This window comes from Rhodococcus sp. 15-2388-1-1a, assembly GCF_002259145.1.
Classification (GTDB): Bacteria; Actinomycetota; Actinomycetes; order Mycobacteriales; family Mycobacteriaceae; genus Rhodococcoides.
On sequence record NZ_NPFP01000051.1, the window covers coordinates 1 to 23,074 of the forward strand.

General features: G+C 64.7%; 27 protein-coding genes. All 27 read right to left on the reverse strand.

Annotation, left to right across the window (positions count from 1 at the left end):
- On the reverse strand, positions 1 to 183 hold a 183-nt coding region (locus CH302_RS27515; protein ID WP_141216744.1), incomplete at its 3' end, for a hypothetical protein.
- Between the two features lies 1 nt (position 184).
- Positions 185 to 2,038, reverse strand: a complete 1,854-nt coding sequence (locus CH302_RS27520; RefSeq protein WP_094650165.1) for an SGNH/GDSL hydrolase family protein — start codon at positions 2,036 to 2,038, stop codon at positions 185 to 187.
- Between the two features lie 40 nt (positions 2,039 to 2,078).
- Positions 2,079 to 3,479 carry a DUF7257 domain-containing protein gene (locus CH302_RS27525; protein ID WP_176460794.1) on the reverse strand — a complete coding sequence of 467 codons (1,401 nt, stop codon included), beginning with the start codon at positions 3,477 to 3,479 and terminating at the stop codon, positions 2,079 to 2,081.
- Positions 3,410 to 4,798 (reverse strand): hypothetical protein, encoded by a 1,389-nt coding sequence (locus tag CH302_RS27530; RefSeq protein ID WP_094650169.1) that lies wholly within the window; start codon positions 4,796 to 4,798, stop codon positions 3,410 to 3,412. Before CH302_RS27530 ends, CH302_RS27525 begins: the two co-directional genes overlap by 70 nt.
- Before the next feature lie 4 nt (positions 4,799 to 4,802).
- Positions 4,803 to 5,888 carry a hypothetical protein gene (locus CH302_RS27535; RefSeq protein ID WP_094650171.1) on the reverse strand — a complete coding sequence of 362 codons (1,086 nt, stop codon included), beginning with the start codon at positions 5,886 to 5,888 and terminating at the stop codon, positions 4,803 to 4,805.
- A gap of 81 nt (positions 5,889 to 5,969) precedes the next feature.
- Positions 5,970 to 6,281: a hypothetical protein gene (locus CH302_RS27540; RefSeq protein ID WP_141216745.1), complete on the reverse strand. Its 312-nt coding sequence runs from the start codon at positions 6,279 to 6,281 to the stop codon at positions 5,970 to 5,972.
- Positions 6,278 to 6,757, reverse strand: coding sequence for a hypothetical protein (locus CH302_RS27545; protein ID WP_094650175.1), 480 nt, complete (start codon positions 6,755 to 6,757; stop codon positions 6,278 to 6,280). The genes CH302_RS27540 and CH302_RS27545 overlap by 4 nt, the downstream gene beginning before the upstream one ends.
- Complete coding sequence (locus CH302_RS27550) at positions 6,754 to 7,173, reverse strand: hypothetical protein (RefSeq protein ID WP_094650177.1); 420 nt, start codon at positions 7,171 to 7,173, stop codon at positions 6,754 to 6,756. The genes CH302_RS27545 and CH302_RS27550 overlap by 4 nt, the downstream gene beginning before the upstream one ends.
- On the reverse strand, positions 7,170 to 7,637 hold the full coding sequence (locus tag CH302_RS27555; protein WP_094650179.1) for a hypothetical protein: 468 nt from the start codon (positions 7,635 to 7,637) through the stop codon (positions 7,170 to 7,172). Before CH302_RS27555 ends, CH302_RS27550 begins: the two co-directional genes overlap by 4 nt.
- Complete coding sequence (locus tag CH302_RS27560; protein ID WP_094650181.1) at positions 7,637 to 8,458, reverse strand: glycoside hydrolase family 19 protein; 822 nt, start codon at positions 8,456 to 8,458, stop codon at positions 7,637 to 7,639. Before CH302_RS27560 ends, CH302_RS27555 begins: the two co-directional genes overlap by 1 nt.
- The gene (locus CH302_RS27565; protein ID WP_094650183.1) at positions 8,458 to 9,186 is read right to left on the reverse strand and encodes a C39 family peptidase; all 729 of its coding nucleotides are present in this window, start codon (positions 9,184 to 9,186) and stop codon (positions 8,458 to 8,460) included. Before CH302_RS27565 ends, CH302_RS27560 begins: the two co-directional genes overlap by 1 nt.
- A gap of 11 nt (positions 9,187 to 9,197) precedes the next feature.
- Complete coding sequence (locus tag CH302_RS27570; RefSeq protein ID WP_094650185.1) at positions 9,198 to 10,793, reverse strand: Gp37-like protein; 1,596 nt, start codon at positions 10,791 to 10,793, stop codon at positions 9,198 to 9,200.
- On the reverse strand, positions 10,790 to 11,659 hold the full coding sequence (locus CH302_RS27575) for a hypothetical protein (protein WP_094650187.1): 870 nt from the start codon (positions 11,657 to 11,659) through the stop codon (positions 10,790 to 10,792). The genes CH302_RS27570 and CH302_RS27575 overlap by 4 nt, the downstream gene beginning before the upstream one ends.
- Positions 11,656 to 16,521: a phage tail tape measure protein gene (locus CH302_RS31025; RefSeq protein WP_441347081.1), complete on the reverse strand. Its 4,866-nt coding sequence runs from the start codon at positions 16,519 to 16,521 to the stop codon at positions 11,656 to 11,658. The genes CH302_RS27575 and CH302_RS31025 overlap by 4 nt, the downstream gene beginning before the upstream one ends.
- A 4-nt stretch (positions 16,522 to 16,525) precedes the next feature.
- Positions 16,526 to 16,885, reverse strand: a complete 360-nt coding sequence (locus tag CH302_RS27585; protein ID WP_141216746.1) for a hypothetical protein — start codon at positions 16,883 to 16,885, stop codon at positions 16,526 to 16,528.
- Positions 16,886 to 16,974: 89 nt separating this feature from the next.
- Positions 16,975 to 17,421, reverse strand: coding sequence for a hypothetical protein (locus tag CH302_RS27590; RefSeq protein ID WP_094650191.1), 447 nt, complete (start codon positions 17,419 to 17,421; stop codon positions 16,975 to 16,977).
- A 40-nt stretch (positions 17,422 to 17,461) separates the two neighbouring features.
- Positions 17,462 to 18,022 carry a hypothetical protein gene (locus CH302_RS27595; protein WP_045194755.1) on the reverse strand — a complete coding sequence of 187 codons (561 nt, stop codon included), beginning with the start codon at positions 18,020 to 18,022 and terminating at the stop codon, positions 17,462 to 17,464.
- Positions 18,023 to 18,113: 91 nt separating this feature from the next.
- On the reverse strand, positions 18,114 to 18,605 hold the full coding sequence (locus CH302_RS27600; protein WP_094650277.1) for a hypothetical protein: 492 nt from the start codon (positions 18,603 to 18,605) through the stop codon (positions 18,114 to 18,116).
- A complete protein-coding gene (locus tag CH302_RS27605; protein ID WP_094650193.1) occupies positions 18,602 to 18,904 on the reverse strand; it encodes an HK97 gp10 family phage protein in 303 nt (100 codons plus the stop codon). Before CH302_RS27605 ends, CH302_RS27600 begins: the two co-directional genes overlap by 4 nt.
- A complete protein-coding gene (locus tag CH302_RS27610) occupies positions 18,904 to 19,212 on the reverse strand; it encodes a hypothetical protein (protein WP_094650195.1) in 309 nt (102 codons plus the stop codon). Before CH302_RS27610 ends, CH302_RS27605 begins: the two co-directional genes overlap by 1 nt.
- Before the next feature lie 46 nt (positions 19,213 to 19,258).
- Positions 19,259 to 19,525, reverse strand: coding sequence for a hypothetical protein (locus CH302_RS27615; RefSeq protein WP_094650197.1), 267 nt, complete (start codon positions 19,523 to 19,525; stop codon positions 19,259 to 19,261).
- A 20-nt stretch (positions 19,526 to 19,545) separates the two neighbouring features.
- Positions 19,546 to 19,965: a hypothetical protein gene (locus tag CH302_RS27620; protein ID WP_094650199.1), complete on the reverse strand. Its 420-nt coding sequence runs from the start codon at positions 19,963 to 19,965 to the stop codon at positions 19,546 to 19,548.
- Entirely contained in the window at positions 19,962 to 20,438 is a 477-nt protein-coding gene (locus CH302_RS27625; RefSeq protein ID WP_094650201.1) for a hypothetical protein, read from the reverse strand. The genes CH302_RS27620 and CH302_RS27625 overlap by 4 nt, the downstream gene beginning before the upstream one ends.
- Positions 20,439 to 20,441: 3 nt before the next feature.
- Positions 20,442 to 20,837 carry a hypothetical protein gene (locus CH302_RS30335; RefSeq protein ID WP_094650203.1) on the reverse strand — a complete coding sequence of 132 codons (396 nt, stop codon included), beginning with the start codon at positions 20,835 to 20,837 and terminating at the stop codon, positions 20,442 to 20,444.
- On the reverse strand, positions 20,837 to 21,856 hold the full coding sequence (locus tag CH302_RS27635) for a major capsid protein (RefSeq protein WP_094650205.1): 1,020 nt from the start codon (positions 21,854 to 21,856) through the stop codon (positions 20,837 to 20,839). Before CH302_RS27635 ends, CH302_RS30335 begins: the two co-directional genes overlap by 1 nt.
- A 17-nt stretch (positions 21,857 to 21,873) precedes the next feature.
- Complete coding sequence (locus CH302_RS27640) at positions 21,874 to 22,236, reverse strand: hypothetical protein (RefSeq protein WP_094650207.1); 363 nt, start codon at positions 22,234 to 22,236, stop codon at positions 21,874 to 21,876.
- Between the two features lie 31 nt (positions 22,237 to 22,267).
- Positions 22,268 to 22,963: a hypothetical protein gene (locus CH302_RS27645; RefSeq protein WP_176460795.1), complete on the reverse strand. Its 696-nt coding sequence runs from the start codon at positions 22,961 to 22,963 to the stop codon at positions 22,268 to 22,270.
- Between the last annotated feature and the right edge of the window lie 111 nt (positions 22,964 to 23,074).

Consider the following 23,074-nt stretch of genomic DNA (forward strand, 5'->3'; position numbering starts at 1 on the left):
GATCGCAGCCTGAAATAGCGGCGTGTTGGTGCCTGCGGTCTGGGCTGGATCGACCCCGAACGCGGCCACCGAGAGGGCGTTGCCACCGGGGGCATAACGTGTGTCGAGACCCTCCTCGAGCTTCGTCCGCACCGACTCCGGGAGCGTCGACGATTCATCGACCGTGACAATCGCGTCAGCCATGTCAGACACCTACTTTCATGTAGTCGAGAGCGGCGGCCGCCGCCGCATTCTGGCCGGCCTCGGTCCAATGGACCTTGTCGCCGAGATACAACCCACCACCGGACGCCGGAACCGAGGACCGCAGATCGAGCACCGGAGCACCCACCCCCGCGGCGTAGGACTGGATCGCCGTGCAGAACTGCGCCCACGTCGCCGTCGGGGCCTGCTCGGTCGTCATCGCCGGGTCGACCGGCCGCAACACGAACACCGTGACTGTGCCCGGAGAGACCGAGGCGATGCTCGACCGGATCGTCTCGAGCGCCGTGGTCACCTGCGTCGTCGTCCGGGCCCGCGAGTAGTCGTTCGCGCCGAGGCACACCAACGCCACGTGGGGGGCGTAGGAGCCGATCATCGGCCGCAGCGAGAACGCGCCGTCGGTGATCCACGCCGCGTACTCGTGCGCGGCCATCGACCCCTGCGAGAGATTCCACATCGTCACCCCGGCGTTCTCGTCGCCGACGTACTCGACGATGCCGAGCGCGGCGAGACCGACACCGGGCGCGCCATGCACATCGATCGTCGCGCCCGGGTTCGTGATGCGCGTGACCACACGATCGCCGATCGAGTTCTTCGTCACCGACGCCGCGGTGTTCGCCGCGGTGATCACCAGACCGTTGTCCGACGCCCCGTACCCGGTGTGCACCACATCGACCGACGTCACACCGGCCGAAAGGGTCCAGCGCACCTCGTCGACATTCGTCGCGTGCCCGCGTTGGAGCCACAGCGAGCCCGGGATGCCGATCTGCGAACCCAACGGGTCCGTCGCCGTCGCCGTCGTCGGCAGCAGCGTCGAGGGACGCCACACGTACGAGCCGGGGGCGAGCGGGTTCGAGACCGGCACCCACCCACGGCCACCGGCCGGACGACCCAGATGCGTGCGCAGCAACTCGGCCAATTTCAGCGGCCACACCTTCGACCACTGATCCGGACCACCAGGATTGCCGAACCCGTCACCGGTCGAGTCCATCAACGCCAACAGCTTCAGCCGCGACGAACCCGACGCCAACGCCGCAGACCTGTAGACACTGCTCGCGGCCGCCAACTCACCATCAGCAGCCGCACCGCTAAAAAAATAGAGACCAGGCCGCGACACATCCGCCGTCAGCACCGGGGTGTAGCGCTCGTCCGCCTCGGTGTCGGTGATCGCCGACTCCACCTTCTCGCGCAACGCCGGTGCCAACTTCGCCGCGTCGATCGAATCGGCCGGCACCTCCCCACTGCCCGCCGGCAACGGCACAGGAACACCGACCGGCACCTGACCACCCGGCTCGCCCGGAGCCTCGCGATAGAACTGGATCCCGTCCTCGACGATCTCGACACCCGAGAGCGAGAACCCGGCCGGGCCCTGCACCACACCAGTGCCCGAACCCGGCACGTTCACCGGCTGCACCGTCGTCAGATTGACGATCGTCGGATTACGGCCCGCGACCAACGCCGCGTCCGGATCGTAGACCGGGAGCACGAACGCGAACTGCTTCCGCACCACCTGCGCACCGTTCAGTCGCAGATCGAACGAGGCCTGCCACTTCCAGTTCGTCGGATTCGTCGCCTCGTTCGGCGCGAGCAGCATCACGTACGGCAACCCGCGATGAGTCAGTCGACCGTTGACGTACTGGCACGTGACCGGCTGCACCGACAACCACTTCGGCATCGTCGGCACCCGAATCCCACCAGCCGACTCAGCGAGCATCGGCTCCAACTTCACCGACCCCGTCAGCGCCACGTCGTCGGGAAGGTCGTCGGAATCGAGGCCATCCATCACGAGCCCGCCGATCCAATCCTCCACACGCCCGTACTGCAACACAGGAGATGTCATAGAAGTACACCCATTCCTTTTCTCTCACCGAACGTGAAGGTCAGACCAGAACACGGATCTCGTTGACGGGAACCGAATTGGCGAACGTATAGCGGGTGATGAATGCACCCACATAGGTGTTGCTCGGAGACGCGAGAGCGTTGATCCCATCGCGAAAGTACGTCAGTCGATCGAGTGTCTCGTTTCGAATCCAGGCACAGTCGCCCGAGATGTTGAAGGAGAATTTGTGCCCCTTGACCAGGGCAGTCCCGAACGGATTGTTGATCAAGACCGACGGGCCCTCGAACGTCGGCGCGGTGGCGGCACCACCCCAGGTGAACCCGTTGATCTGTATCACCTGCTCGTGCACCCTCGCAGCTATTCCCTGCCGACCGTCGGCCGTCATCCGACCCAAAATCGCCGAGCGTGCAGTCAGATTGAAATCACCGGTACCGCCACCGAAGACGAATTCCAACCGCACGTCCCCGGTGCCTGCGTCTCGGCGTATCTGCCGATAGCCATCCGATCCAGCGAAGGGACTGTTCATCGACAGAGCGCCCTGATAGACGCCGAAGTTGCCCCCCGAAAACTGCGTCCACCCATTCCCCACGGTGGTGGAATTGGTGCGCTCGAAGTCGTCGAAGAACGTCGATATCCAGTTCTTTCGTAGCGGACTTCCCGGAAGGTCGTAGGTCTTGAAGTCGTCTATCGATGCCACCAGGCCACTGACCTGAGCGAAATTGGCGGCACGTTTACGCGGCCCGAACCGATAATTCGGATCGTAGACATCGAGCAGAAGTTCGGGCGATCCGTTGATCCACCCGATCATGTAGCGGTCCTCATAGACGTGGACTCGGATATGCAACGCAGCCGCCCATGCCGTCGCCGCAACCGACAGCGTGTCACTGCCGATAGAACGGTTTTCCCAGATCGAGCCAGTTTTTTCGCGGGTTCGGAACTGGACGTAGCGCGTCATGCTTTTCTTGACGTTGCCTTCCTCGTCCTCGTCTTCGTCGTAGTCGGCGGTAAGGTCGAGCCACACCTGAAAGACGGTCGACGATGCTGCACCGCCTTCGGTCCAGTTCTTGTCCATGAAGACGTTCTGGCGCGTCTCGTTCGAGCTGCTCGTGGAGGTAGTTCCGATCGGTGCGCGGACGAACTCGTACCCCCAATTCTCTGTGAGCGGTTGATGCTCGTACGCGACACCGCCGTTGGCGTTGCCTCCGCGCGCGGGCGCACCCTCGGCTGCCAGCCTGAGCCGGTTGCCGACCAACGCGTAACTCGCTGCGTCGCCCCAGAACTGCCACGGCGGCTGGATCGGATCTTCGTTCGGACGATCGAACGAGTCGTACCACCCAGCCACCGCGCGCTTGGTACGGCGCAGCAGGAAGCTCACAGCAGCGCTCCATCCACCGAACACAGCAGGACGGACGCCGTGGCCGAGATGGACGTGACGTTGCACGCGTACCGACATCCGTTCTCGATAGGGATGTTGAGGTTCGTGAACTGAGCCTCCACCACCCCAGTCGCGATGTTCGCGGTGTGAATGACCGTCGACACTCGGGTCGGTGAGACCTTCACCAACTGGATCGTCAGAGTGCCGGTATTCGACTCCATTCCGTAGGTAATCGACGTGACGCGGAAATCACGGCCAGTCGGGACGACGATCACCGGTCCGATGTTGACCTCGTTGCGGCCGAGTACGACACCACCGGACGCAACCATCCACTCCTTGCCCTGCTGCTGCGCACCATCGAGGGCATCCTGCACCGCGTCCTGCGCGGCCTCGGCAGTCTCCTGCGCCAACGTCGCCTTGGCATCCGCGTTCTCCGCGATGCCGAGCACCGCACCAGCAGCGGCGGCGGCATTTTCCGCTGTCGCTGTCGCCTGCGCGATCGCCGTCAAGTTGGTGCCGCGAATGGCGAACCCTGTCAGACCCGCCGAGAACTCCGGTGTGGCACCAAAGAACCCAGTCCACGTCATACACGAGAACATCGAGTAGCGGTGATTCCCGTCGACCGGGAAGCCCGACACATCGTCGTGGACGATCAGCTCGACGCCATCGACCACCACCACGTACAGGGTGTCCTTCATCCGCAGTTCCACTGTGGACGAAAGGTTGTACGACCGTTCCTCGTTCGCCTTCCACTGCGATCGACTGACCGTGTTGCCCGACCGCGTGAACCGGCCGAGCTCACAATGCCCACCCCAGAAGTCGACATACACGCCCTCGGTGCCGGCCGCGTTGCAGCGACCATAGATGACCGTACGGGCGCGGGTGGCGATCTTCCCTGACTTCGGGAGCGGGTGCACGATCGCGACGATCGAATAGTCCGACATCGACGCCGCCTGTGGACACAACGCGAATCGGGTGCCGTCGTCGACCAGATTGAACGGGGCCGACTGGTTGAGCTGCGCGGCCTGGTCGATGATCTCCAACGGCTGCCCGTCACCGAACTGCTGCCACACCGGAATCACACCCGGGTTCGGTGACCCGAGCGTCGATGCGTTGATGCGGTTGAAGTTGTCCGAATACTCGGCACCCTCGGCCATCTTGCCTTCGAGCGTCTGCACACGCGCCGACAATCCGGCAGTGAGCACCTGCGCGGTGTACTCGCGGTCCTGCGCATCCGGAGTGTTCTCGAAACCCTGGTCCCCGGCGAGGACGCCACCGAGGGCACGGAGGGTCTCGGAGTTGCCGATCTGAATACCCGTGGGCTTGTCCTGGTCTCGCCCGTTGTACCCGATGTCCGGGTTCTTCGGGTCGAAGTATTCGGGCACAGGCCTACACCGGAACCGGGATCGGGCGGACCCGAAGGTAGGCGCGTTCCTTGCGGGTCTCGAGGCGGGTCTGGGCCGTCGTCTCGATCTTGCGGGCGATCAGGAAGATGTTCACCGCGGTGTTCTTCGGGACGATCGTCGACGAGGACGTCGGGACGGAGATCGTTTCCTCCGCCGCGCGCGAGAGCACACGTGGGATCCACTGGTTCTGGAAGGCGGTGATTGCGATCGCCGGACCACGGGCAAGCAGAGGCCCGGCCACCGCGCCGAGGCGGCACTCCAAGTCGATCCGGACGTTGGCAGTGGTGAAGAACTCGACCATGCCGTCGACCTCCGGCTCCCACGCAAACGGCTGCGCCGGCATCGGCATCGTCACGATCGAGACATATTCCCCGGCCCACCCGTTGCCCGAGTTCACCGCGAGCCAATCCTCGGCCGAGCCTGCCTTCTTGTAGACACCGGGCGATTGGAAGATCTTGCGGGGACCCCACTTGCCGTCGGACCGCTTCGCCAGCACATCGCCGGTGACCGCCGCGGTGTCGTCGTCCTCGTAGTCGGTGGCCGCCTCGACCGCAGCAGCGGGACCGGGCACCGTCGACGGCGCACCGGTGTCGCCCTTGCGCAACACGAAGTCGGCGGCGTAGGCACCCGGCGAGATCTCCTCGAACTCCACCGACCCGTTGCCTTCGGTCGTCGAGGTCACCGACCGCACTGCCAACGTCGGGACAGCGCCCGTGTCGCCCTTGTCTCCAAGGTAGTTGGTGAGCGTGTCGAACTTGACCGGGCCGCCCGGGTACTCCTCGACGACCATCTTCACGTCGCGGGAGCCGTCGACCCGCCAGCCGTGGCCGATCCACTCCGGAGACAGCGACCCGATCGCCGGTATGTCGGCCGGGATCTGCGCCCGATGAATCTGCACCGGTGTGCCGTCGCGCCCTGCGTCGCCGGGGTCACCCTTGTAGGCGAGGACATCGACATCCATCTCGCCGCCCTCGATCTCGGCGATACCCCGGCCCGTCGTGCGGATGTTCCACTCGTCATGAAGCCGCAGCTTCAGGGTCATCGGCAACTCGAAATTGAAGCCAGCCATCGGGACCTCTCTCGGGGCACAGTAGAAGCGGCACCGACACGCGGCACCGCACAAGGGTCAGTGGGGGCAGAGACAGCCGCGTCAGCGCGCGGTCTGCCACCGCTGGATTTCGCGGTGCCGCGCCAACGCGGTCGGCTGATCCATCGTCTGATCGATCAGCTGCAACACCAGGTCGGAGAAGGCGTCACACTTGCGGTTACACAGAGCGAGATCTTCGCGGACCTTGTCGAGCTGGTCGTCGGCGAACTTCACCGACCCCGCATAGATGCCCTGCACGATCTGATTCGTATCCGCCGCATTGCGACGACGATCCTTCAGCCAGGACACCACCGAGGTGATCGCCGCAGCGAGGCCACCCGTGATGACGAGCTGGATCAAGGTTGCAAGGGTCATCGACGCCTCTTCATCTGGCCGGACACCTCATGCAAGGTCCGGGCTATCTCGACGACCCGAAATCCGCAGTACAGGCCGAAGCCGATCACCAACCACACCCCGGACGACGTCGGCGGGCCCGAGTTGTAGTCGACAACGGACAGGACATACACCAGGCTCGACACGAACACCAGCACCGCACCGAAACGTTCGAGGTACAGCGAGATGGAGTAGTTCGACCGGCCCACCGTGAGCGAGACCAGGATCGCCGCACCGCCGACCAACTGCATCCACATGTAGGCGACGTCCGTCCACTCCGGAGACTGCGTCGCGGTCACCGATCCCGGCACCTTCCCGGTGGCCAGCTGCAGAACACCCGAGATCGTCAACATCAGGGCAAGGATTCGATAGAGCGGCCACGAGCCGGACACGACTCGGCGGCCACCGAGAACGAACACCATCACCCGATGCGCAGCCTTGGCCGCGCGCGCCGTCATCGCGGCACCGCAGGAATATGAACGGTCACCCGGAGCACCATCAGCACACACAGTGAGGTGTAGACCAGGATGCCGGGCGAACCCAGTGGCACACCCGAGTTCACGACATCGAACAGAAACGACACCGCGAAGAACAGGAACCACAACACCATCACCGCTGCACCCGTGACGACCACTCGATGCCGACTCCCGAGCTGGCCCGCCACCACGAGAGCTCCCGCGACGACAGCCACGACACCCCACGACTGCGGCGCGAACGGGACCGTCAACGCGGTGCCGTACACATGGGACGGCCCATCCCACAGCGCGGCACCGAACGTGAACGTCAACGCGCCGTAACCGACAGCCAGCAACCCCAGAACCACGGTCACCGATCTGGCGAAGAAGATCAGATCGGAGACCGACCGAGCAGTCACGTCACCTTCGGAGGCTTGATCCCGAACTTGTTCTGCACGTAGGCAATACCGGATGCCAGTGCAGCCGAGCCAGCCAACGTTCCCACGACTTTCCAGTCGTCCCACGAGAAGACGTTCAGCGTCCCCTGCGTGAGCGCCTGAACAACGACATTGCCAACCGCCATGACAGCCACGGCGAGCAGACCCTGGATCAGGGTGCGCAACGCACGCGAGGTTGCCTGCGCCTTGATCCAGCCCACCGGATCGAAGTCGCCGTCCTCGGTGATGACAGCCGCGACCGGGATCTTCGAGAACAGCTCGTCCATGCGGCGCTGCCCGTCGGCCTCGAGCTGATCGAACAGTGCATCAGCACGATCCTTCGCAGCGAGGGCCTCCGCGTTCAACTGAGCAACCAACCCCTCGAACCGAGTTGCGATCTCGTCCGTGACGTTGCGGGTGATGATGTCGATCACGTTGTCGGTCATCACTTCCCCACCTTCGCAAGTGCGACCTTCGCCCCGGCGTCGCCCTTGTCGGCCTCGCGGCGGACCAGGTCGATCGCCCACTGCTGGCCCTTGGCCGCCTCGCGCTCGACGAACTCCTCGTGTATCCGGGCGTCCGTGTTGAGCACGAAGCCGGCGAGAGTGTCGATGGGATCTTCGGTGGTGCGGTACTTCGACCGGCTCGTGAACTTCTTGGTCAATTCGTCGTCGGCGTAGGACATGGTGGTGATCCTCTCGGGTAGGAGTGCGTCGGCCATGGAGTCGCAGAGGGCGTAGCGGCGCTGACGGTCCGCGAGGCCGTTGGTGCCGCCGTTGATGGCCCGCGTCGCGCCGACCAGGTCGCGGCGGTCGGACAGGCCGTTGAGGTCTCGTTGGGTCGTCCAGTACCAGACAGCGGGCAGGAAGAGGTACTCGTCACGCTCGGCGGCCGCGGGGTCGTCGAGGAAGTACGTCGGGGTCGGGACAGCACCGCGGGCATGCGCCCACTTCGAGCACTCTCGGTAGTTGTTCTTGCCGGTCATCTGGATGGCACCGCGGCCGCGATAGCGGAATCCGTCGCCCGGCTGGTCGTTGCCCATGCGCCCGTCGTACGTGCGCTGATCGGGGGTCGGGTCCCACAGCTCACGGAACACCGACAGCCCGATCGACTCGTGGCCGAGCTGGGCGAACCACATCACCGCGCGGTTGCGGTTCGTGATCCCGGCCAGCAGCATCGCCTCGTTGAACGACGGGGCCAGGGCGGCGTACCGGCCGACCGAGTTGACCCCGTCGAACGCGCGATGCATCGCCGCTGCGGTGACCACTACTGCTCTCCGCGCTGACGCTCGACGGCGCGCTCGTGGATTCGGCCGTCGATGTTGAGGATGAACCCTCCGAGAGTGTCGATCGCGTCGTCGTTGCTGCGGTACTTCGACCTGGACTGGAATCGCTTCGACAGTTCGATGTCCGCGGGCGAACGCGTGTCCACCGGCGGGGCCGGCTGGATCGGCTTCTCGTTCGGCGTTGCGGTGTAGCCCTTCCCGGCGATGCACGACGCGAGCTGATCGACGGACATCCAGTACTCGAACGGGCGGAACCCGGAGTCGGCGATCAGCACCTCACGGGTGTCGGGATTGCATCCGACCACGGTGAAGTAGTGATAGACCATGCCGCCCGCGTAGGCCGGCTTCTCACCGCGGGTGCCGCGCGGGTAATTCGACGGCGGCACCATTACGTTGCAGATCACTGCGTAACCGCCGAGGATCGAGGCCTGCACGTCGCGCCACAGCAGATCCTTCTGCGCCTGCGTGGCGTCGTTACCGGGGATCTGCCGAGTGATGTAGTCCGCGGGGACGTTTCGGTTCAGTAGGTCGGTGATCAGCCCGATGTGGCTGGTGCCGTTGCGCGTGGTGCCGAGCTGGCGAGCGAGGTCGGCTTCGGTGGAGTTGATGCCGCGGATGTCGAACGCGACCTGACACGATGCAGGGCCGCACCAGTAGCTCGTCTCCTGCGGGATGATCGAAACGTTGTGTGGCAGAACGATGTCCGGCATAGCGGTAGCTCCTAGTTCGTTGCGAGGGTCATGGCGTTGAACATCGAGAACAGTCGCTTGAACCGTTCCTGATTGCGCTGCTGCGGCGACTTCTCCGGCTCGTCGTCACCGATGACGGTGTCCACCAGCACCCGGTCTTCGCGGGTGTCGACCACCTCGATCGACTCCACCCGATCGGTGAACATCTCCCCCTCGTCCTCCCACCCGACAAGGTGACCGATGTCGAAGTCACGGAACGCCGCATGCGGGGCCCAGTCGATGATCGACACCTTGCCTCGACGCTTACCGGCGATATCGAAGATGCCCTGATCGGCACGCTGCCTCGACGAGAACGTGTACCCGGCCGAGCCACCGTTGACGAACTTCTCCGGGCGCGCCAGCGGGCCGAGCTCACGCTTGGCCTTGTAGTTCGTGGCCTTCATGAACGCGAGGAACACGTCGTCGAGGATCGTCGACAACGCGCCCGCGACCGCGCCGATGATGCCGCCGAGACCACCGATCGGAATCGACAGCGCCGTCAGCGCCGCAGTGGCCAACGCGATGATGCCCTGCTCGATTGCGAGCTGCAGCAACTTGTTCAACCAGGTGGGACTCTTACCGCCGACGATCACCGAATAGGCCTGTGGATGAGTCACTTCCAGCGTTGCATCGATGATTCCCGGCGAGTCCTCCGTCCAGATGCACGACGGGATCTCGGTCTGCTTCAGGTGGGTGGAGATCTGCTCGGCCAACCCGGGCAGGAATCCGCCGATCAGCGAATCGACACCGTCGGCGATCATCTGAGCGATCGTGTTCGCCAAGCCGTCGAGCGGAGCGACACCGGTGTTGATGCCACCGGACTTCGGCCTGTCGACCACCCGCATCCACACCTGCGAGGACAGCAGAGTCACCCGATCGGAGGGCTGCTTGTCCCGGCCCTTGATGAAGAAGCCCATCTCGATCATGACGTCCGAGTCCTTGAGGACCGGATCGAACAATTCCTCGAGCGAGACCATGCGAGCCTGCATCGTCGTCCACTCCGAGCGATCGGAGAAGAAGTCGTACGGCAGCAACGTCACCGGGCACTGGCCGGTCCGGAACTTCAGGCGGATGAAGTTCCGTCCGGAATACCAGTGGATGCCGCCCTTGAGGGGTCCGACCCACAGATCCTCCGGCGGGAACTGCACCTCCTCGAACCCGGGGATCGGCATCGGGTAGGCGTAGATGCAGGAGAGGAAGATCTTCGAGTCCACCAGGGTGACGGTGATCGTCTTGTTTCCCTTGATGCCCTTGCGGACCGCGGTGTCGACGAACCCGTCGTAGTGCTCGTCGTTGTAGGTGATCCGCACCGGGATGACGGTGGTGTCCGCCTTCATCAGCAGGTCTGCGAACTCCGTGGACCCCGGCAGCAGTACCTTCGCCGGGCCGACACCGCGGCGCTGCTTCTTGAACCGTGCCTCGCCGTAGTCGGTGACCATGCCCAGCGGCACCAACTGCGGAGTGAAGACTTCCACACTGAACTCGGCCGCCGACCCGCGCCGGGGTGGTTCGTCGAGCAACTCCCGCCACGCCGCCGCCGACCACGAGTCGAGCGGAACATTCACGGGGTCGAGCACCGGTGCGGTCAAAACGGCCTCCGTGATTTCGGTTCGATCGTGAACACCGCCGACGACGCGGCGTTGCCGCCGATGCACTTGAGACGAGACATGTCCATCCGCCGACGGCCCGGCACCGCGTTGTCCTTGAGGAACCGTTGTCCGCCCATGTCGCCGTAGAAGTTGTTGCGCATGTTCGACTTCGGGCGCACCGACATGTCGGTGTGGATCACCACCACCTCACCCGGCTTGAGGTTCGGAGTGGTCACCACCTTGTCGCTGGCACCGTCCGGGAGCTGGAACACACCCGGGCCTTTGATGGTGATCACCGGCATCGCCTTCCGGTCACCGGAGTTGTAGAGCGACTTCTTCGTCACCGGCTGGCCGTTCGCCCACGCGAACTCCTCCGGCAAACCCATCCACCACGACTTCTCCACCACGACGGGGATCAGATACGGCTGGAAGCCCTCGAACACCGGATCGACCTCGTGCTCGACCGACGGCATCGCATCGAGACGAAAGTCGCAATACTTCACCCCGCGTGGGGAATTGACGTACAGCCGAGACTGAAACTCGTACCAGATGTCCTGCCAGAACGAATCCTCGACCTTGTGGATGTGCGAGCCGTGAATCTTGTGGACGTACACCGGGATCTTGAACCGGCGCGGTTCGATCACCGCACCCAGCCAGATCGCGCCGTCACCGCGCGCGGTCTCGAACCACTGATGCTTGGCTTCGGGCTCGACGTAATCCGCCCACCCCTCGGCGAGCACCACCCCGCCGGACTCACGACCGACGAGGTGGTGCTCGGAGAGATACCAGGCCCGCTCCGGAAGATCAGCCACGGCACCAGGACCCGCAATCACCACGTTCGCGGTGCCCTCCGGAAAGAACGTCACGACTCCCCCAACCGAACACTTCGCGACCGCCACTCATCTTCGTACGCGGCCTGACGGACACCCTTGGCAACTTCATTGCGGTCGGCCCCGTACTGATTGACCGTGATCTGCCGAGCCTCCCGCCGTTCCGGAGCCGACCGCTGCGGAGCCATCCGCTCCGCACGCGCCAACGCCAACTCCTGCGCCACCGACGTCCGCATCGACCCGGTCAACACTTCCTCGGTCTGACCCGACATGTTCAGACCGAGCTCGCCGTGCTTCCACAGACCACCGGTGTCGAACAACTTCGGAGTCGGCGTCACCAGCCCCTTCGCCAGCAGCTCGATCCAGTCCGGAGTGCCCGGCGTGGCCGGCAACTGACCGTCGAGTTCTTCACTGGTCGCAGGCTTGGCGGTATCGAGCAATCTCGCATTGTCCTCAAGATGCTGCTTCTGCAGATCCGCCAGACCCGACACCAGCGCCACCCCGGCCTTCGCGAGCGGGCCCATGTTGTCGGCCTCGTAATAACCGAGCACATCGGCGATGTTCTCGGTGACGAAGTCCCCGACGATCCCACCGAGCGCCGACGACCACTGATCGGCCGTCGTCAACGCACCCGTGCCGGATCCGGAACCACCTGCCGCGGACTCCTTCGCCGCAGCATTGCGCGCGCGCTGCAGCGCCCGGTCCGCCGCCGCCTTCTCCTCCGGTGTCGACTCCGGATCGTTGTAGACCTCGTTACGCCGTGCGTTGGCCTCGACGACTGCCGCCTGCGCGTCCTGAGCCGACAGCTCCTCGTCGGACAGATTCGTCGTCAGCTCCGGAGCCTGCGGTGCCGGGGGCTCGTTCAGCCCGCGCGCCGCCGCCTCCTTCTTCGCCTCGAGATCCTTCACCTTCTGCTTCGCCCGGTCGACCTTCGATCGGGCCTGATCCTTGTCGGCGTCGGACTTCTTCGGATTACCCAACGCCGCAGCGAGATCCTCCTCCGCCTGCGTGATCGCGATCCGAGCCGAATCGAGCGCGAGTTCGTCCTTCTCCGCCCACGTCGCCTTCCTCGACCGCGAACCACCCGAGGTGGTGTACGAGCTCACGGAGTCCAGGCCCTCGATCCCCGCAGTACCGGGAGCACCCGACGTCGACGGATCGTACGGTGGGGCGAACAACTCCCACGGCAGGTAGTACTGGTTGGTGAACTGCGCATCGAACGCACCCGCAGCACCGCCACCCATCTGCATGTTGCCGTTCGCGCCACCGGACTCGAAGTTCACCGACTGGCCGTTGTTGGTGACCGTCGCGGCCATGTGCTCCTCGTTGGTGCCGACGACGAACGGTCCCGTCGTTCCCGGCACCAGACCCGGCCACTCACCGGCCAGCAGCGAATACGTCGTGCCCAATCGGCCCGACTCGCCCTGACCCATCGCGGCCTTCTGCAGGATGGCAACCCAGCCCGAGCAGTCCGCCGCGCTCACAGTCGCCGCACCCCAGCCGTACGGGTTACCGTTGCCGCGGCGACCGAGATCGAACACCCGGTCCAGTGCGCCGCCCTCGGCGAATCCCGGCAGCGCCAGGTTCCCGTTGAGCAGGTCCTCCATCGGCAGAGCGTTCATGTCGAGCATCTGCCGGAACCGGTAGACGTTCTCCTGCCCACCCATCGCCTGCACATCACCGGCGTCGAGAACATGCTCGCCGGTCGACCCACGCCACGCACCGAACCCCGGCGTGTACATCAGCATCGAATCCGACGTCGCCGTCCCCGGACCGACCAACGCACCACCGGTCGCACGACCGGGCAACTGCGAGACCAGATCGGCGTATGCAGCGTCGGACATCCCGAACTGACGCTGCGCCCGCTTCTCCTCGACGGTGAAGGTCACCACCGCGGTGCGCGGCCGCGTGGCATTGTTCGCCTGGTCGTTGATCGCGCGAATCGCGTCCAGGGCTTCCTGATTCGGTGCCGTGATCCGAACGATGCCGGGCTTACCGTCGATCTCGGTGTCGACGGTGCCACCGACTTCACGGATCTTGTTCTTCGCATCCTCGGTCAGAGCATCGATCGGAATATCGACCGGCTGCCCCACCGCGCCCAGCAACCCACTGAGAATGGCGATCTGCTGCTCGACCGTGTCCGCGCCCCGCAGGCTCGCGAGCAGTTCGATGTTCTTCGGAATCAGGCCCTCGGCCTCGATCATGCGCTGCAGGTCCTGCACCGCGACGCCGGTAGAGATCGACAACTGCTGCAGCTGCGCGTCATTCGACGCCCAGATCGGGCCCATGTCGGCACCGGCCTCGGCAGCGGTGATCGTTGCATCCTTGATGGCCAGCAACGAATCCCGCAGACGAGAACCATTGGACGACGCCGTGTTGACGGCTCCGCCCTGCCCGATCAGTTCAGCGCCCCACCCCTGAGCCGCATCCCAGACGTCCTTCGTGGCCTCGGCAGTGGACCGGACCTGATCGTTATACGTCTGCAACGCATCGGACAGTGGAATCGGTTTGCCCGACAACACATCCAACGCGGTCTTCATCGCATTGATACGGTCCGTCGCCGACGACGACTCGTCGGAGAGCACCTTGACCGCATCACGCAGATCGAAGAATCCCGGCGAGGTGTTCTTCGCGGTCTCCCGCGCCTTCACGAACTCCTCGCGAAGTGGCTGCAACACAGCGAGCGCCTCGGATCCGCCGTCCTCGATGCCGCGCAAGCTGTTCGCGACAGCGTTGTATTCGGCATCCGAACCCGACAGTGCCGCAGCAACTTCCTGGTTCGTCTTACCGAGGTTCCGGAACCCGGATTCGGTCTTCGCGCCCTGCTCCGCCAGGTCCTCCTGTGCCCGCATGGCGTCGGTGCCCGCCTCGGCGACACCGGAGAACCAACCCTTGATGTCGCTACCAGCGGCAGCGAAGATCCCGAACGCGCCGGGTCCGTTCTCGGCGAGGGTGTTCGCCTTCTCGCGGACCGAATCGATCTGCATCCCGACGGCACCGAGGACGTTGTCCGAGACAGCGCCCTGGGATTCCTGGAAGGCTTTCGCCACATCGCGTTGCGCCGCAGCGACATCCGACGATGACTGGTCGATCGCTTCCTGCTGCGCATCGAGCGCGGCGTACTCGGCCGTGATCTTCCCGACCGCGAACGTCGCGGCCATGATGCCGACCATCCACGGACCGCCGAGCACACCGATCGCACCCTTGGCCGCGGACGTCATACCGCGCAGGCCTGCGACGGCGCTGCCGCCGATGACGCCGCCGAACTGGGCGGCTCGCGCGGCACCGTTGCGTAGCGCCGACGTCAGTGCACCCGACTGGCCTGCGGCTGCCCGCTGCTGGTTCGCGAACTCGCGGGTGCGGGCGGTGACACCGCGGTAGCCCTCGGCCATGTTCCGGACCGCCGGCGAGCGACGCTCCAACGTGGCGAGGCCGGCTGCCAGTTCCGAGAGTGGTTCCGCGTTCTCCTCGAGCGCACCCGCGAGATCCTCGGCGTCGCCGGTCAGAGCCGAGATCGGGTTCGCGGTGTCGGTGTCGGAGATCCCGGACAGGGCCTGCTCCATCTGCAGGTCACCCATCTCGCGTCGGAAGTCCGTGATCGAGTCACGCCAGCCGCTGATCCGTTCACCGATGGAGTCGTCGAGACCGGAGAACTTGAGCGCACCGAGACCGACGGCGACGGCCTGTACCGGCCCGGGCAGCTCGGTGAAAGCACTGACCAGGTCGCCGACGAATCCTGCCACCGGGGCCATCGCCTGGCCTGCGGATTCGAGACCGTTGATCAGGCCGGGGGTGGTGTTTGTAACGAACTCGGCACCCTTGGTGATCAGGTCTTCGAGCGGTCCGTCGACGAGGTCGTAGACGCCGAGCGCGAGAGTTTCGGCGGCATTGCCCGCGGACGCCATCGCGCCCGGCAGTCCCTTCGTCTTCGCAGCAGCAACCTCTGCTGCCGCACCCTGACGCTCGACAGCGGTACGCATCGTGTCGTAGCCGGCCTGTCCCTGCTCGGCCGCGACACCGGCCAGACGCATCGCATCCGACCCGAACAGCGTTGCGGTCGCAGCCTGGTACAGCTCCGGAGACATCGACGCAGCAGCCTCGTCGAGCTGACGGAACAATTCCGACATACCGACGAACTGGCCCTGCGCGTTGTACACCGTCAGGCCGAGATCCTCGATCGCGCCCTGCGCCGGATTTGACTGATCGGTCAACGCCAACAGAGTCGACTTCAGCAGTGTGCCGGCGTCGGAGCCCTGGATACCCGCATTGGCGAGGACGCCGAGGGTGGCCGCGGTGTCCTCGATCGACATCCCGAACTGGTTCGCGACAGCACCGGACTGAGCGAGACCCATTGCCACGTCGGTGATCTCGGCCGACGACGCGTTCGCCGAGTTGGCGAGCACATCGGAGACCGTCGCCGCGTAGTCGGCATTGAGACCGAACGACTGCAGCGCCTGCGACTGAATCGTCGCCGCCGAGGCCGCATCGATCTGCGCGGCCGCCGCCAACTGCAGCGTGCCCTTCGCAGCATCCATCGACTGCTGCACCGAGAATCCGCCCTTGGCGAGCTCGGTCATCGCCGCTGCAGCATCGGACGCCGACGTACCCGGCAGCGAAATGTCGTTGCCGAGGGCTTTCGCGCGATCCCCCGCAGCGGACATCTGAGACTCGGTCGCCCGCGTCACAGCCTGCAGGGTGTTCATCGTGGTCGTGTAGTCGTTTCCGATGGTGATGATCTCTTTGACGCCGGCGGCGACAGCAGCGCCACCGATCGCCAGACCCATCGCGCCGCCGAACGCTTTCGCCTGCGTCAGCGCCGGGTTCAGAGCACGCTGCAGATCGCCCGGTGCGTTGCGTGCATTGACTGCAACTTCGACGTCTATCCGACCACCGGGCACGAGATCACCTCTTTCGCATTCTCAAGATGTCGGCCAAGGAGAGCTTTCGATCACGCTCGGGAGTCGAATACCGTTGCACCGCTTCGGCGTACTGCTTGATGTAGATCTCCTGGAGCTCCGGCCGACGGAGAGCGATCGGCGCGATGAGCGGCTGCGGCGACGGCTTGATTCCGCGGCGCTTCCGATCGGCCGCTGAGGCCTTGACTTCGGGATCATTCGGATCGGTAGTCCACTGCGAGTACAACGAATCGAGCTCGAAATTGTCGCGGTCGAGAAGCATCGCAATGTTCTCGTCCGTCCGACCCTGCTGATCGTCGCGAGCGAGCGCGTCATGAACCAACGCGCACAGGTCCGCGTACAGCATCGACTCCATCGCCTCGCGGAGATCGAGATGGTGATGCGCCCGTACGGCGGCAAGTGCTGCGTCCCAACCTTCCTCGTCGGCGAGGGTGGCTAGGACGCCAAGAATTTCCCCGACAGACTCATCAGGCCCGCGATCTTGTAGATCGTGGCGAACAGCTTGTTCGACTCCGGCATCGACAGCTCACCGAGGTCCTTCCACAACTGCTGCGGATCGCCCTCGGTCAGCACGATGTCGAGGATTCGATCGGGGACGTCGTCTCCCGTCTTCCTCATCATCGCGAAGAACTTGCGGACGGTCTTCGCCGAATAGCGGCGGCCCACCGAATAGACGTGTCCATCGAACACGATCGGTACCGGCCGGTAGTCGTTCCACGTGATCGGTAGCTGCACCGGCGGACCACCGACCGCGAGTACCGATTCGAGGTCGAACGGTTCTGTCCCGTCGGCCGACTCGGTTTCCTCGGGCGGTGGGGTGACCCCCGCCTCGTCGGTGTCGACGGGGCGGGGGTCCTTGTTCTTGCTCTTGTTCTCTGGCATGTGAATTCGGGTTCCTTACCTAGCGGGGTGGGATGTGGGATCAGGGGGCGAGCGGGTTGGCGTCGCCGCCCTCACGGACCTCGTTCAGAGCGATGAGCTCGAACTCCCAGCCGTCGAGATCCTCACCCTTGAACGAGCGCGGCGGCGGGGTACCGAGGCGGGTACGTTCGCAGTAGAACCACGCGTTCGCGGTGATGTCGCGGCAGACCGCGAGCACGGCGAATTCCTCACCGTTGCCCTTCTTGTACTCGTAGTTGCCGGTGCTGAGCTCTATGACCTCGCCACCCTCGAGCATCGTCAGGAACGTGGCCTTCGAGCGGTCCGTTGCCTTGAACTTCAAAGTGTCGTCGCGGGGCGAGGACGTCACACCGTAGGCGGACTTGCGGAAGTTCATCACTCGGTGCTTCTTGATGTCCTGCGAGGGCGTCATATCGAAGCCCATCTGCAGACCGCCGAACGGATCCCATGCCACGCCGGGCGCTGTGCCGGTGACAGGGTTGTCGGCGAACGGATTCGTGGGGAGCAGAGTACCGGCGGGTGCCCGGTAGAAGTCGCAGTCGAGGTAGACGACTGCAAGGTTCGGATCGGCGTGGTTGCTCACGGGTGATTCCTTTCAGCGTTTCGGCCCACGTCCGTGAGCTCGATGATTGGGTCCGGCCCGGGGCGCATGCCAGGACACCCCGGACCGGAGTTCAGGCCCACCAGAAAGTGGGGTGTTCTCGGATGGTGACGGTCAGTTCGACTCGCACCGTCTGGCGATAGAGCGGCATGTCCTCACCGCGCGACCTGTCGATCTGCGGTCCGTTGCCGGGGCCGTCGATCCACCGGCCGTTCCACGAACAGTTTCGGAACTGGCGGGCTGTCGTGTGCCCGATGATCTCCCCGCACAGCCCCGCCAGATCCCATGCAACTTCCTCGGGATCGGCCAGGATCGGATGCGGCTCGCTCCGCAGGATCGCCGGAGGCGGAGCGAAGACGTCGATCTGCACGAACGGCTTGCGCAGCATCGGGTCGTCGCCCTTGGTTCCGGCCCCACGAATGACGATGAACGGCCGAACGATGTTCTCCGGAATGTCGCGCGTGGTGATCAGTTCCTTCGGAACATGCTCGATCAGATCGGCGTCGGCGTGCAACGCTTCACGAACCGCGCCGGGCGCGAACGGAATCCGTATCTTCGGCGTCATCGCGGCGTCCAACCCGAGTACTTACCGTGCGAGCGCGCCGCATCGGTCATCACCGCCGCCGGCGGAGTATCGAGAGTGCCGTACTCGATGTAGCTTGCGTCGTCGGCCGCGTTCACCGCGAACACCCGCTGACCCTCGTACTCCACCAGGAACTCCGACTCGAAGTAGCCGGTGTCGACCGGGGCAACCTCACGCGCCTCGTCGACGATCTCGGTCGCGATTGCGATGCGCCCTTCGATGGTGGTGGCAGTGACCTGCTCGCGCACCTGCCCCGGAAAGATGGTCAGGCGAGCCGACATCAGGACGGCTTGGGCGCGCTGGCCTTCGGCGGTCCGGCAGGTCGACCGCCGGGTGTCGAGGTCAGCTCGGCGGGAGCCGCGGGAACGGGTGCGTCGGTCTTGGCGACGTCGGCATCGCCGCCTTGGTCCGCGTCGGTGGCGGGCGCGTCGGCTGCTGCTGCAGCCTTGCTCTCCTTCAGCTCTTCCTCGGCCAGGTGCGCCTTGTGAGCGAACGTGCCCTCGGCGGCGTGGTGCTTGCGGCCCTCGTCGTCGGTCCACTCGATGATCGGCTGAGCGGACGGCTCGGTGGTGTTTTCGGTATCGGCCATGGTGGTCAATCTCCTTCGTAAGTGCGGGCGACCGGACCGGGACAGGTCAAGTCATTGCCTTCTGTTCTTCGGACAGGTCTTCACGCAGAACCCATTCGCGGGTTCGCATGTCGAGGAACCACCCGGCCTGTGCGTTGAGCACTGCCTGCGCGAGCGCGCCGTAGTAGCTCGGGTCGGTGCGGAAATTGAAATGCCAATCCGCAGCGCCGAAGGCCATCCCGTCGAGGTCCTTGGCCAACTGCGCGACCACGAAATGCGACGTGGTCGGGTACGGCGGTTGCGGTTTCGGCTGCTGCGCTTCGGGCTGATCCATTGCGGATCACTCACTTTCGGTTACGGGGTCAACTCTGGGCTCGATGCCATATCCGATCCGTGGTCGACGATTGCGACCACGTACTGCACCGGTCCCCCAGCGGCCGACCGTCGCTCCTTCGGCCGGCCACGTACATAGACGACTTGGCCGACCTCGACGATGTCGGTCGCGTCCGTCCCGTCTGTGCGGGTATCACCGTCGAAGCGGAGTCGGTCCCTGCCGTTCAATCCGCCGGGTACCGGAGCGTTGAGCTGCAGCACCATCTGACTGGTCGTCAGCTCTCCGGGAAGCTGCTCTTGCTTCGTTTCGAGGAAACGCAGCGACAGCAGTCCGGTGACCGGAACTGCCGTCGGCGGGACCGGAATCTTGTTGCCTGTCGACTCGTCGTAGACCGGAGGGTTCTCGCGGAGCACCGACCAGTTCTGCGGGTACCGCCTCATGTGAGGAAGTCCCTGCGGAAGTGCTGCGGTCGGCGGTCCGGTGCGTAGGACGGCGAGATCGAGAACGATGACGATTCGAGTCCGCCCTTGGCGGGCATCGGCGTGAGGTCCGCGATTTCGCTCGGTGTGAAGTACACCAGCGATGACGCGTCCGGAGCGAGATCGAACTCGGTCGTCTCTTCCGGGAACTGCATCGACTTCACGCCGAGGCCTCGCCGGAAGTTTGTCAGTGCGCGGATGACCGCCACCGACATCACGCCGATCATCACGTCTCGGTCGAGCAGGCCCTCTGCGAGTCCGTGATCGAGGTCCAGCCCGGACGTGCGGCGCACGTCGTTGCGGGCCTTCCCGGACGCGAACCGTATGAGGAACTGAAGTTGCTTCAGCTCCGGGGAGTTCGCGTCCTCGGGAAAGCTTTCCTGGCTGGCGTCACGAATGTAGTCGACGGTGATCAGCGGATCCGTCGACGCCATCGGTCAGTCCCCGATGGACGCCGACGAGTCGGCAGCGGACGAGTCGGCGTTGTCTCCGCCACTCGACGAGTCTGCGGCCTCTCCGCTGCTGTCGCCGCCGTCCGCATTGTCACCGTCTCCGTCTCCGTCGGTGTCGCCACCGGTGGCGTCGGAGCCAGTTCCGGCATCGGCGGCCGCGGCGGCCGTTGCCTTGCGCGGTGCAGCCTTCTTCGCCGCGGTCTTCTTCGCCGCGGTCTTCTTCGCGGCCGTGGTCTTGGCCGCGATCACCGGCGGTTCGTCCCACACCGTCGGGTTGGTGATCGCCTTGACCGCCCAGTCCGGCACTTCGTCGCCCGGATGGAAGATGTGGTAGGTCCCGTCCTCGTCCGGGACGTGAACGATCGACGTGAGATTCGCCATCAGAGCACCTTCGCAATCATCGTCGCGTTGGAGTTGCCCAGGATCGGCAGACCGATGCCCGAGGCCTTCGTCCAACGCTGCACCGGATCAGGGTTGATGTACGAGCCGACGACGACACCCGGTGCTTCGGTGGCGTCGACGTTGTAATCGGACTCGATCGCCTCCGCCGTGACACCCCACAGGGTCTCACCGAGCTTGGCGTTGTTCGAGGCGATGTACAGAATGCGGTCGTCCGGGATCAGCCGGACCGTGTTGCCGTTGTAGTCCTCGACCTGCGCGTCGAAGATCTCGAACGGCGGATGACCGAACGAGGTGAACAGGGAGTTCACCTGCTCGCGTGTGACGATGCCCTGCGTCGCGCCGGGAGCCAGGCACATTGCCTTGATCGCCGTGTTGCGCATGAGGGTGGACATCACACGCTGCGAGGTGATCGCGCGAGCAGGATTGCCCGAGTTCAGGATTCGGAAGACCGTGAACCACGACTCCTGGTCGAGAACCGGATCCGCCGCACCGGACCACAGCGTGGCCGCCGTGACAGAGTGCGCCGCCGAACGCAGGAAGTCGGCTTCGAGTTCGAGGCCGTCCTGGGCGAGGGAGACCTTGCCTGTGACCAGGGCCTGCGCCTTGGCCATGATCAGACGCGTCTTGAGTGCCTCGGCCAGTTCGACGCCATCGTTGAGGATGATGTCGAGAATGGCGTTGTCCGCCTTGCGGAGTCGCAGTCGGTCGTATTCGCCGAGGATGCGCTTCTCCGAGATCGGAGGCAGCTCACCGCTGATTCGCGCAACGCCCTTGCGCGCGGACTGCGGGGCCTCGGTGTCGAACGTGCGGAACTTTGCGGCGCGGCGCAGGCCGAGCTGGGTGATGTTCGCCCGGAAGTCGACGTCGTCGATCAGGGTGTCCGGAAGCAGATCGTCGATGAGCGCCAGATCGTTGATCGGGCGGTCCTTCAACGCCTCGCGGACGTAGCCGGTCAGTTCGGCCGGAGAGATGTAGTCGCTGTTGAGGATCAAAGCCATTGCTGCTCAGCCCCTTCCTAGAAGTATCGGATGTCGCGAGCAGTTGCCTGCCCGGCGGCGTTGACGGACTGCGGCAGCTTCGCGGTGAGAACCGCGCCATGCCAGTACAAAGCGCCGGCCACGACCGCGAGGCCTGCCGGTACTTTCACTGCGGTGTACAGATGGCCCTCGATCGGATCGGTGTCGCCGTCGACCCGGAGGCCGTAGCGAGTTCCGATCTTCTTCAGTGGGTACCCGGACTTGATCCAGCCGTCGGGGTACTTGCCTGCGAACGATGCGACGTCGATGTTGATCGGACGCGCGGTCTCGGTTCCGTGCGCGGTTGCGAGCCACGACCGATCGTCCTGGCCGAAATCTTCGCGCTTGACGTTGAGATCCATGTGAATGTCCCTCCTTCAGAGGTCAGTTCGATTAGGTGGTTTTCTTCTTCTTGGCCTCGTACAGCGAGCGGCCGGCCGAGACAGTGCCCGTCGCATCGCGACCACCACCGCCCTGCCTGCGGTCACCCTTGGGTGTCCGCCTCTTCTTGTCGCCGCCTTGCGCGGCCAAATACGGCTTCCGCTTCACCAGGTCCTCGATCGCATCTTCGATCTCGTCCTGGTCCACATCGCCGTCTTCACCGACATCGAACTGATCGAGGTCGAGAAACTTGATCGCGTCCGCAGGGTCGGCGAGCTTGCCAGCCGCGGCTGCTCGCACCTCCGAACGCAGAATTCGGGAGTTGGCCTTCGCGAGAATGTCCCGCTCGGCCGTCTTGGTCTTGCCGTCCGTCGCCGCGTCGAGCACCTTCTGCTCGGCTTCACGGCGTAGCTTCTTCTCGTTGCGAAGCTTTTCCTTGATTCGCTCGAGCGCGCGTTCGCCCTTGGGTCCCAACTTCTTGTCGTCGGGATCGTCCTCGTCGTCGACGTCTTTGTCGTCGTCGGGATCGTCCTCGTCGTCGACGTCTTTGTCGTCGTCGGGATCGTCCTCGTCGTCGACGTCTTTGTCGTCGTCGGGATCGTCTTTGTCCATCTGCTGCTGCAACGGCTGCACCGACCACACGACCGGCTGGCGGTCACGTGTGAGGAGCGAGGCGAACATTTCGTCGGACAGGATGGTTCTGCGCATGAGCGGTTTCTCCTAGTGGTGCGCCCGGTGCGGGCAGCGTGAGACCTGCCCAGTGCGGGTCAGGCGAGAGAAATCCCGTGCGTGACACGGGCATTGAGAAGGCCCCGACCG

Coding starts and splice junctions, on each gene's coding strand:
- CH302_RS27640 (WP_094650207.1), bottom strand. CDS start 22,236: ATGGATCTCAACGTCAAGCGCGAAGATTTCGGCCAGGACGATCGGTCG.
- CH302_RS27605 (WP_094650193.1), bottom strand. CDS start 18,904: ATGTCGGCTCGCCTGACCATCTTTCCGGGGCAGGTGCGCGAGCAGGTC.
- CH302_RS27585 (WP_141216746.1), bottom strand. CDS start 16,885: ATGCTGTACGCGGACCTGTGCGCGTTGGTTCATGACGCGCTCGCTCGC.
- CH302_RS27520 (WP_094650165.1), bottom strand. CDS start 2,038: ATGACATCTCCTGTGTTGCAGTACGGGCGTGTGGAGGATTGGATCGGC.
- CH302_RS27625 (WP_094650201.1), bottom strand. CDS start 20,438: ATGGCGTCGACGGATCCGCTGATCACCGTCGACTACATTCGTGACGCC.
- CH302_RS27635 (WP_094650205.1), bottom strand. CDS start 21,856: ATGGCTTTGATCCTCAACAGCGACTACATCTCTCCGGCCGAACTGACC.
- CH302_RS27620 (WP_094650199.1), bottom strand. CDS start 19,965: ATGAGGCGGTACCCGCAGAACTGGTCGGTGCTCCGCGAGAACCCTCCG.
- CH302_RS27590 (WP_094650191.1), bottom strand. CDS start 17,421: ATGCCAGAGAACAAGAGCAAGAACAAGGACCCCCGCCCCGTCGACACC.
- CH302_RS27540 (WP_141216745.1), bottom strand. CDS start 6,281: ATGACCCTTGCAACCTTGATCCAGCTCGTCATCACGGGTGGCCTCGCT.
- CH302_RS27600 (WP_094650277.1), bottom strand. CDS start 18,605: ATGACGCCGAAGATACGGATTCCGTTCGCGCCCGGCGCGGTTCGTGAA.
- CH302_RS27610 (WP_094650195.1), bottom strand. CDS start 19,212: ATGGCCGATACCGAAAACACCACCGAGCCGTCCGCTCAGCCGATCATC.
- CH302_RS27555 (WP_094650179.1), bottom strand. CDS start 7,637: ATGACCGACAACGTGATCGACATCATCACCCGCAACGTCACGGACGAG.
- CH302_RS27545 (WP_094650175.1), bottom strand. CDS start 6,757: ATGACGGCGCGCGCGGCCAAGGCTGCGCATCGGGTGATGGTGTTCGTT.
- CH302_RS27615 (WP_094650197.1), bottom strand. CDS start 19,525: ATGGATCAGCCCGAAGCGCAGCAGCCGAAACCGCAACCGCCGTACCCG.
- CH302_RS27535 (WP_094650171.1), bottom strand. CDS start 5,888: ATGGCTGGCTTCAATTTCGAGTTGCCGATGACCCTGAAGCTGCGGCTT.
- CH302_RS30335 (WP_094650203.1), bottom strand. CDS start 20,837: ATGGCGAATCTCACGTCGATCGTTCACGTCCCGGACGAGGACGGGACC.
- CH302_RS27565 (WP_094650183.1), bottom strand. CDS start 9,186: ATGCCGGACATCGTTCTGCCACACAACGTTTCGATCATCCCGCAGGAG.
- CH302_RS27645 (WP_176460795.1), bottom strand. CDS start 22,963: ATGCGCAGAACCATCCTGTCCGACGAAATGTTCGCCTCGCTCCTCACA.